This is a genomic window from Arenibaculum sp., assembly GCF_035998295.1.
Classification (GTDB): domain Bacteria; phylum Pseudomonadota; class Alphaproteobacteria; order Azospirillales; family Azospirillaceae; genus DASYHS01.
In genome coordinates, this window is sequence record NZ_DASYHS010000042.1 from 1 (window position 1) to 7,417 (window position 7,417).

Below are 7,417 nucleotides of genomic sequence, written 5' to 3' on the forward strand. Positions count from 1 at the left end.
ATCGCCACGGCCCCGATGATGGACTGGACGGACCGGCACTGCCGGTACTTCCTGCGCCGCATCACGCGCCGCGCGCTGCTCTATACCGAGATGGTGACGACCGGCGCGGTGCTGCATGGCGACCGGGAGCGGCTGCTCGGCTTCGACCCGTCGGAGCATCCGGTCGCGCTCCAGCTCGGCGGGTCGGAGCCGGGCGATCTGGCCCGGAGCGCGCGGATCGCCGAGGAATGGGGCTACGGCGAGGTCAACCTCAACGTCGGCTGCCCCAGCGACCGGGTGCAGTCCGGGCGGTTCGGCGCCTGCCTGATGGCGGAGCCCGACCTGGTCGCCCGCCTCGTCGCGGCGATGCGCGACGCGGTCGCGATCCCGGTGACGGTCAAGTCCCGCATCGCCATCGACGACATGGAGGAGTGGCCGACGCTGGAGCGCTTCGTGCGCGCCGTCTCGGCCGCGGGCTGCACCCGTTTCGTCGTGCATGCGCGCAAGGCCTGGCTGAAAGGCCTGAGCCCGAAGGAGAACCGCGAGCTGCCGCCGCTGCGCTACGACCTCGTGCATCGGCTGAAGGCGGAGTTCCCCCATCTGCACGTCACGATCAACGGCGGCATCCGGTCCCTGGACGCGGCCGGAGAGCAGCTCGCCCATGTCGACGCCGTCATGATCGGGCGCGCGGCCTACGAGGACCCTTACGTGCTGGCCGAGGTCGACCGCCGGTTCCACGGCGACCCGGCGCCCGCGTCCACGCGGCACGAGGTGGTTGCGGCGATGCTGCCCTATGTCGAGGCGAGGCTCGCCGCCGGCACGCCGCTCAACGCGATCACGCGCCACATGCTGGGCCTGTTCCAGGGCATGCCGGGTGCTCGCGCGTGGCGGCGCCATCTCAGCGAGAACGCGCACCGGCCGGGCGCCGGGCCGGAGGTGCTGGCCCGCGCGGCCGCCCTGGTGCCCGGCCCGGGCGCATATGAGGACGCCGTAGCGCCGTTGAGGAAAGCCGGCTGAGCGGCGTCAGGCCGGCAGCAGCGCCGCAGCCAGCCCCGTACCGTCCAGCAGCGCCAGCGCGGCCACGATCGCCGCGAAGACGGCGACGGCGACCTTGAGGGAGAAGCGGAGCAACTCGTCCTCGCGCGCCGATGCCGCCCCGGCCGTGTCCCTGGCGATCGCGAGCACCAGCAGGATGATCGGCAGCGACGTGAACACCACATGGCCGGCGGCGCTGTTCTGGGCGGCGGCGAACAGCAGCGGCGAACCGGCGGCCAGGCCGATGTCGTGCTGCATCGGCATCAGCAGGGCGTTGCCGCCGACATTGGAGGCGGTGGCGAACCCCGCCACCATGCCGAGCGCCGGGACGATCGCGTAGAGCACCGGGCCATGGAAGGCGACGAGCGCCTGCGCGATGGTGTCGATCATGCCGGTCTCCCTCATCAGCTGGGCCAGCACCAGGAAGGCGAAGACGCCCAGCACGGGCAGGCGGGCCCGGCCGAGGACCACGGCCGGCGACACCGGGACCGGCCGGAGGGCCTGCATCGCGGCGGCGGCGGCCGCGAGCGCGACGCCGGGGCTGGTCAGGACCGCGAAACGGATCCTGTCCGTCTCGAGCACCAGGGCGTCGCCGAGCCAGTCCCACACGGGACCGACGGCGCGGCTCGACCCGATCAGGACCATCACGAGCACGTAGGGGAGCGCCAGCCGGAAGATGCCGGGTTCCGATGTGCCGGGCCCCGGTGCGCCAAGCCCCGGTGTGCCGGGTCCCGGTGCGCCGGGCGCGCGCCCATGCTCGCCGCGAGGGCTCCGCGCGAACCGGCACCAGACGATGCCGACCGAGGCGGTCGCGATGCCGGCGACGACGCCGGCGGTTTCGACGAAGAGCCAGCGATTGTTCGCATAGAGGAACGCGGCGAGCAGGAATCCCAGCGCCGCCGCGAAACCGCCATCCCGCCGCAGCGCCGCGGCGCCGCCCAGCGTGACCAGCGCCGAGAGCCCGATGATCGGGAAGACCAGCGCGCTGGTCAGGCTGGTCGCGGTGCCGAGGGCGCGGACCTCCTCCCCGGACAGTGCGGCCCCGACGATCGTGGCAAGCGCCAGCGTGCCCCAGGGCATGATGTTCATGCCGAGCAGCGACAGGCGATGGGCGCGGGCCGGATCGAACAGCCGGAAGAGGACGGGGACCGCCAGGAACAGGGAAACGCCGAAGCCGGTCAGCGCCTCGACCGCAGGGACGAGGCCGAGCAGGAGGACGAGGGCGATGCGCTCGCGCGCGAAGGGCAGGGCCTCGACGCGCTTCGCGATGCCGTCGACGATCCCCTGCTTGCGCAGCACCTCGTTCAGCCACAGCCCCGGGACGATCACGAGCGCCACGCCGAGCGTGAGGATGGCCGCCGTCTGCATGCCCGTGACTGCGCCCCCTTCCTGGAGAGGGAACGCCCCGGATACCGTGAGCAGGCCCGCGACGGCCAGGCCGGCGAGAGCGCTCACCCAGGCCGCGCGCCGCAGGATCAGGATAGCGCCGAGAACGACCACCAGGGGCGCGATGGCCCCCGCGGGGAGGAGAAAGGACATCGGACCACCGTTTCAGCGGAAGCGGGGCGCTTCCGGGTTGCCTCGCTACCGTTCCGGCGCCGCGAGATGTTCGGCCAGCCGCCGGTACATCGCCGTCCCCGCGGCCGCGGCCGCGTGCGCGCCGCGGATCACCTCGGCGACTTCGCGCACGCTCAGGCTTGGCCGCTGGTGGAGCAGGCCGGCCAGCAGCTCTTCGGTATGGTGCGGATCGATCCGGATGTGCGCGTTGAAGTAGATCCCGACGTCCTGATGGTCGAGGCCGACCCGGCGCAGGCCGTCGACGACCCGCTCGAAATGGGGCAGCACCCAGGCCTCGGTCACGAGGAAATGTCCGTAGGCCTGGTACTTGAGCCCCGGCCTGGTCAGCACGCGGTTGAACGAGTTCGAGGTGATCCGCGCGAACCACGGCAGGTCCTTGCGCCGGTACGCGCGGATGCCGTCCCAGTCCCCTGTCCGCTCCAGCAGGCGCCGCAGCCAGTAGGTATGGAAGCCGGCGAGGCGGCCGTTCCCGCACTCGTCCCACAGGTTGGAGGAGACGACCTTCTTCATGGCGCCCTGGAGCCCGACGACGAGCAGGGCCACCTCGTCGTCGACCACTTCGTTGCGGATCACCTCGATGCGCAGGAACTCGCGCAGGGCCGCGGGGGAGGTGCGGTCGCGGATCGTGTCGAAGAAGGGGTGGAGGACGCCCCGGTTGCGCGCGACGAACTCGCGCAGATATGCGCACCCTTCCTCCGGGCCGAGGCCGTCCGGCACCGGCTCGGGCTGCAGGAACCGCGCTTCCAGCTCGCGTTCCAGGATCAGCTTGGCCTGGAGCAGGCGGGCCTCGAGCGCATCGTCGGTGGCCAGGTGGAGCGGACTGTCCGCGTACCCGTAGACATAGCCGTAGACCGCCCCAAGCGCCTCGTGCAGGAAGGCTCCGTGGCGCTCCGGATCGGCCGCGTGCAGGCGGGCCAACAGCGAGTGCCGCTCCTCGTCGGCCAGGTCCAGGAACTCCCGGAAACCGGCGGCGAAACCGTCGAACGGATCGACCGGAGGCCACTCCCGCTGCTGCAGCGCGGGCCCGTCCTCCCGGATATCGGCGACGTTGAGCATCATCGTTCTCCCTGCGCCCGGGATAGATTTCCCGACAGAGAAATAAACGACCGAACGTCAGGATGCAATTTACCGCTGGGGCTGAACGGCCGCCGGCGCACGGCGGCACGGTCGCGCCTCTTCCCCGCCGGTCAGGCGAGGTCGTCGAGGTCGTCGAGCAGGGCTGCGATGCGGCCCGCGTCGGACTGCTCCATCACCATGGCCGCGCGTCGCTTCGCCTCGGCGATGTCGAGCCCGCGCAGGTCTCCTCCTCGGGCAGGGAGGCGGACGGGGAGCAGTAATCGCGTGTGTGACGTGTCGCGGGAATGATGGCGTCTCGTGCGGGCAACATAAAAACGGTGATATTAAACTTATCTTCATTTCATCCGCGACAAATGCATGGCACATGCGACCATTCTTAAGCGATGTGGAGTTGCCTTCATGGTCTGGCCCATTCTCATTGCTGCTGCGGCGGCCCTCGTGCTCGGCGGTGCCGCCACGGTGGTGGTGCTGAACTGGGACAGCATCGTCACCGCCTGGAGGGGCAAGCGCGTGGCGGTCCTGGGCGCGCGCGAAGTCGGCAAGACCTGCTTGGTCAAGTTCTTGTCCACGGGTTCGATCCCGGAGAACTACGAGCAGACCACTAGCGCCGAGAAGGCGAGCGGCCGCCGGTTCAGCCTCAAGGACCTGGATCTCAAGATCGATGACACCCTCGACGTGCCCGGCGACTCGTCCCACTACGCGGATTGGAAGGAAGTGGCCGACAGGGCCGACCTCGTGCTGTACCTGTTGCGCGCGGATCGCCTGTTCGCTGGCGACGCGGAGGTGGAGGAACGGATCCGCGACGACGTGCGGCATATCGGGAGCTGGCTGAGGGCGCGGACGAAACGGCCGCGATTCTTCGTGGTCGGGACCCATTGCGACCTCGATCCCGCCTTCGCGAACCTCACTCGCGACAAGGTCGGCGACTACTATGACAGGTACCGAAAGCTGCCAGTCGTGGCGGAACTCGTGTCTCACTGCGGGGGCGCAAAGCACGTGACGTTCGTGCTCGGCAGCATGGTGACGGAGCAGGTGGCCGAGGCCCTGGTCTACGATATCTTCAGGAAGCTCTAGCACGATGCCCGACCTGGTATTCAAGGCGCAGGCCCTCGACAACCGGTCCCCCGACCACTACCGCGTCCGTGGGGAGGACCTTGCGCCGGGTGACGCGACGCGAAGGCAAAAGGCGGCCTCGCTCCTGTCCAGCGTGACAAAGGCCGGAGGTCGGGTCTTCGACCAGGACGGGGTCAGGCTCACCGTCCACGGCGACCGCTTCGTGGTGTCCGTCCCTTCGGCGGAGCGGGACGTGGCAGGGCGCGTCGCCCCGATCCTCTGCCATGGTAAATTGGGGGCCGGCCGCCGCGCGGAGCTCGGGGCACGGGTGGCCGAAGGGCTGGATGCATTCGCCCAGCACGTCGGCCGGAGCATCGATCCCGCGAAGGCCGAACTCGTGCGCAGGGCCATGGCGACCGCGCCGGGCGCGCCGCCGGCCCGTCGGTTCGGCCGGCTGCTTTGGCTCGGGGCTCTGGCCGTCGCGCTGGTCCTCGCCCTGTCGTCCCTCTGGTCATGGCGGTCGGAACCGACGCCGTCGTCGGCGTCGAGCAGCGATCCGAACCGGCCCTAGAGCTTTCCGGCGGCGGCAGGTGGGGCTGCGCGCGCCGTCGGTTCTTCGTCGGCCCCAAGGATGATCGAGATATGTCGACCGGTTCTTTCCCCTCTGATCCCGGCAGCAGGAAGGCGATCCTCGTGCTCCAGCGGCACGAGGTCGAGCGCTGCCAGTACGAGCCTGGCGCCGAACGGGCACTCATCGACGACGAGACGTACGTGCTGCCCCTGCCGCTCGCCGTGGACGACGCGAGCCACCCGGCTCTCAGGACGTTGTCGGAGGCGGGGCTGCTGCGGTCGGGCTCGATGCTGGTCCAGAGCCCCTTCGACGCGGACTCCTACGAGGAGGCCTATCTCGCGCCCCAGCGGTTCGCGCTCGCCAAGCACATGTACTTCTCGGCCATGTGCCGGCATCTCGGCGCCACCGAAGTCAGCGTCGAGCAGATCACGCTGAATACCAGCAAGGGGGAGCAGTCCCTCGACGTGAAGGCGTCGCGCCTGGGGGCCAAGGGCGGTGTGACGGCGAAGTCCGAGGATCTCAACAAGGTGCTGTCCCAGATGGACCTCCACGACGAGTTCACGGGAGGCCCAGCGGACGTGCCGGCGGCCGAGCGGCTGCTGCGGCGCGTGGGCCTCTGGGGCGACCCGAACATGCGTTCACTGATCGAGATGCGGCGCGACGGCGCCAACCAGATCAAGAGCCGGACGGTCAAGCTGAGCCTGTCCAGCGAGGCCCAGAGCACGCTGAGCGTGGCGGGGCGCTTCGAGGTGCCCCAGTTCGTGAAGATCTCCGCCGACTACAAGCGCGTGGTCCAGGAGCGGCACGACTACCAACTCACCGTGCTGGTGAAGTTCTGAGCCGCCCGGGCTCGCCGTAGGCTGGTTGGCTCGAGTCGTGCCGCAATGGCGGCATGACTCAAGTTGGGCTTAGTGGTGCATCCGGCAAATCGTCAGAGATTGTTGTGTCCCGGCGCTGTTGAGGGGGTATGCGCATGTGCTTGGGAGCAGCGTCATGGTTGTTCGGCTTCGGGAACTGAGTGATCACGAGCGGGGGGAAGTGCAGCGGATCGCCCGCTCTTACACATTAGGCGCCGGACTGGTCCGGCGGGCACAGATCATCGTCCACGCCCTGAACGGCCTGACGGCGGAGACGATCGCGACGCGGATGGAGCTGTGCGGCAACACGGTGCGCCACTGGCTGACCCGCTTCAACGCACGCGGCCTGGATGGGCTGCACGAGGATGTTCGGTGTGGGCGACCACCGACCTATTCGGCCGAGCAGCGCAGCGCCGTCATCTCCGCTGCCCTGACCCGGCCGTCCGAGTTGGGCCTGCCGTTTGCGTCCTGGACCTTGGACCGCTTGGTCGCCTATCTGAGCGAGCAGGGCATCGCCATGCGCCGCTCGCGCGTCAGCGAGATCTTCATCCGCGAAGGGCTGCGCTGGCGCCAGGACGAGACTTGGTTCGGCGCGCGGGTCGATCCTGACTTCGCCAAAAAAAGGGGGCGATCGAGCAGCTCTACACGGCGCCGCCAGCGGGCAGCGTAGTCGTCTGCCTGGATGAGATGGGACCCCAGAAGGCCACGAGCCATCCGGGCCGGCAACTCGTCCGACCGGCCGCTCCGAAGGCCGGACGGGCCAAGCAGGAGATCGACTACGGCCGGCGCGATGTTGCCGGCTATGTCTTCGGCGCCTTCCAGCCAGCCACCGGCGCAGCCTTCACGCAGTGCTACGACCGCCGCACCACAACCAACTGGGTTGATTTCCTGAGTGCGGTCGAAGCCTGGATCGCCCCGGCGAAGGAGCGCGTCTTCGCCGTGATCGATAACCTCAACACCCACAGCGCGCCGGACGTGCTGCTGTTCAGCCTGCTGCATCCGCGCTGGGAATTCGTCTTCCAGCCCAAGTATGCCGCCTATCTGAACCTCATCGAGCCCTGGTGGAAGATCCTGCGCTCTCTGGCGCTGAAGGGCCGCCGCTTCGAGACCTGGGCCGAGATCGCGCAGGCCGTCGAACGGGCGACCGCCTACTGGAACCAGCACAAGCATCCCTTCATCTGGGGCCGACGGCGACGACATCGCGCCCCGCGCCGTCTCGGCGTCGCTGCTGCCCCAACTCTCTCAAGGACTTAGCGGATGCACCACT

At 69.3% G+C, this 7,417-nt stretch carries 9 protein-coding genes; 7 read left to right on the plus strand and 2 right to left on the minus strand.

Going from position 1 to position 7,417, the window contains the following annotated elements:
• Positions 1–996 (plus strand): tRNA dihydrouridine(20/20a) synthase DusA (gene dusA / locus VGO20_RS04265; protein WP_327501051.1); only part of this gene is annotated, 996 nt, incomplete at its 5' end.
• A 6-nt stretch (positions 997–1,002) separates the two neighbouring features.
• Here dusA and VGO20_RS04270 read toward each other — a convergent pair.
• Both VGO20_RS04270 and VGO20_RS04275 read right to left on the minus strand, forming a co-directional pair.
• Positions 1,003–2,553, minus strand: a complete 1,551-nt coding sequence (locus VGO20_RS04270; protein WP_327501052.1) for an L-lactate permease — start codon at positions 2,551–2,553, stop codon at positions 1,003–1,005.
• Between the two features lie 45 nt (positions 2,554–2,598).
• On the minus strand, positions 2,599–3,651 hold the full coding sequence (locus VGO20_RS04275) for an iron-containing redox enzyme family protein (RefSeq protein WP_327501053.1): 1,053 nt from the start codon (positions 3,649–3,651) through the stop codon (positions 2,599–2,601).
• A gap of 59 nt (positions 3,652–3,710) precedes the next feature.
• Between VGO20_RS04275 and VGO20_RS04280 the strand changes: the two genes are divergently transcribed.
• From VGO20_RS04280 to VGO20_RS04305, 6 genes are all read left to right on the plus strand, one after another.
• The gene (locus tag VGO20_RS04280; protein ID WP_327501054.1) at positions 3,711–3,929 is read left to right on the plus strand and encodes a hypothetical protein; all 219 of its coding nucleotides are present in this window, start codon (positions 3,711–3,713) and stop codon (positions 3,927–3,929) included.
• Between the two features lie 139 nt (positions 3,930–4,068).
• Entirely contained in the window at positions 4,069–4,743 is a 675-nt protein-coding gene (locus VGO20_RS04285; RefSeq protein ID WP_327501055.1) for a GTPase domain-containing protein, read from the plus strand.
• A gap of 4 nt (positions 4,744–4,747) precedes the next feature.
• Positions 4,748–5,293 (plus strand): hypothetical protein, encoded by a 546-nt coding sequence (locus VGO20_RS04290; protein ID WP_327501056.1) that lies wholly within the window; start codon positions 4,748–4,750, stop codon positions 5,291–5,293.
• A 71-nt stretch (positions 5,294–5,364) separates the two neighbouring features.
• Entirely contained in the window at positions 5,365–6,132 is a 768-nt protein-coding gene (locus VGO20_RS04295) for a hypothetical protein (protein ID WP_327501057.1), read from the plus strand.
• Between the two features lie 154 nt (positions 6,133–6,286).
• Positions 6,287–6,820, plus strand: coding sequence for a helix-turn-helix domain-containing protein (locus VGO20_RS04300; protein WP_327501058.1), 534 nt, complete (start codon positions 6,287–6,289; stop codon positions 6,818–6,820).
• 8 nt (positions 6,821–6,828) lie between these two features.
• Positions 6,829–7,404, plus strand: a complete 576-nt coding sequence (locus VGO20_RS04305) for a transposase (RefSeq protein ID WP_327501059.1) — start codon at positions 6,829–6,831, stop codon at positions 7,402–7,404.
• Positions 7,405–7,417: the final 13 nt, after the last annotated feature.

Bases quoted from the DNA above. Each gene is read 5' to 3' on its own strand.
- VGO20_RS04280 (WP_327501054.1), top strand. From the start codon at position 3,711: ATGCAATTTACCGCTGGGGCTGAACGGCCGCCGGCGCACGGCGGCACG.
- VGO20_RS04290 (WP_327501056.1), top strand. From the start codon at position 4,748: ATGCCCGACCTGGTATTCAAGGCGCAGGCCCTCGACAACCGGTCCCCC.
- VGO20_RS04275 (WP_327501053.1), bottom strand. From the start codon at position 3,651: ATGATGCTCAACGTCGCCGATATCCGGGAGGACGGGCCCGCGCTGCAG.
- VGO20_RS04285 (WP_327501055.1), top strand. From the start codon at position 4,069: ATGGTCTGGCCCATTCTCATTGCTGCTGCGGCGGCCCTCGTGCTCGGC.
- VGO20_RS04295 (WP_327501057.1), top strand. From the start codon at position 5,365: ATGTCGACCGGTTCTTTCCCCTCTGATCCCGGCAGCAGGAAGGCGATC.
- VGO20_RS04300 (WP_327501058.1), top strand. From the start codon at position 6,287: ATGGTTGTTCGGCTTCGGGAACTGAGTGATCACGAGCGGGGGGAAGTG.
- VGO20_RS04270 (WP_327501052.1), bottom strand. From the start codon at position 2,553: ATGTCCTTTCTCCTCCCCGCGGGGGCCATCGCGCCCCTGGTGGTCGTT.